The sequence below is a fragment of the Bacillus sp. LR--39 genome (genome assembly GCF_053613335.1).
This window is the reverse complement of record NZ_JBSIOT010000763.1, coordinates 1-759: the sequence shown is the minus strand read 5'-3', so window position 1 is coordinate 759 and position 759 is coordinate 1. Positions and strand designations below refer to the sequence as shown.

Below are 759 nucleotides of genomic sequence, written 5' to 3'. Positions count from 1 at the left end.
GAAGGCCGGCTCATTAAAGAATGGAGAAAAGTAAAAGTAAAGGACCATGTAGCCGAAGCGCTTCAAACCCTCCAAGATATGTCGGAAAAGTAAATCTCTATGAGCCTATGCTTACTTTTACCCTGATATCAATTGACAAATTATCGTAGAAAGAGTTACACTAATTATAAACATTACAATGTAAGAATTTTTTTTTAGAAGAGAGGTGCATGACGGATGGCTGCACATGAACTAAAAGAAGCCTTAGAAACGTTGAAGGAAACCGGAGTTCGCATTACTCCTCAACGTCATGCGATTCTGGAATATCTCGTTAACTCTATGGCTCATCCAACAGCGGACGATATATATAAAGCTCTGGAAGGGAAATTTCCTAACATGAGCGTAGCGACAGTATATAACAATTTGCGTGTGTTCCGGGAATCAGGTTTGGTAAAAGAGCTCACATACGGTGATGCTTCCAGCAGATTCGATTTTGTGACATCCGATCACTATCACGCGATTTGCGAAAACTGCGGTAAAATTGTGGACTTCCACTACCCGGGCCTTGATGAAGTGGAACAGCTCGCTGCCCACGTCACGGGCTTCAAGGTAAGCCACCACCGTTTAGAAATTTACGGCGTCTGCCAAGAGTGTTCGAAAAAAGAAAATCATTAAAAATAAGCTGACCGCACGAAACGGTCAGCTTATTTTATTTCGACATTTTCTTTTTATTATAAGACTCATCAAATTCTTTTCCTTCTAATCCCTTATCTAAAGTCA

At 40.7% G+C, this 759-nt stretch carries 2 protein-coding genes and 1 pseudogene; 2 read left to right on the top strand and 1 reads right to left on the bottom strand.

The features are described 5' to 3' along the window. Positions 1-93, top strand: a pseudogene (locus ACWHAR_RS26380) (peroxiredoxin); the annotation flags it as partial. Positions 94-216: 123 nt separating this feature from the next. Further along, on the top strand, positions 217-654 hold the full coding sequence (gene perR / locus ACWHAR_RS26375; protein WP_003223285.1) for a peroxide-responsive transcriptional repressor PerR: 438 nt from the start codon (positions 217-219) through the stop codon (positions 652-654). A gap of 34 nt (positions 655-688) precedes the next feature. Here the strand turns inward: perR and ACWHAR_RS26370 are convergent. Continuing rightward, the coding region (locus ACWHAR_RS26370) for a DUF2614 family zinc ribbon-containing protein (RefSeq protein WP_452088337.1) at positions 689-759 on the bottom strand (71 nt) is incomplete at its 5' end.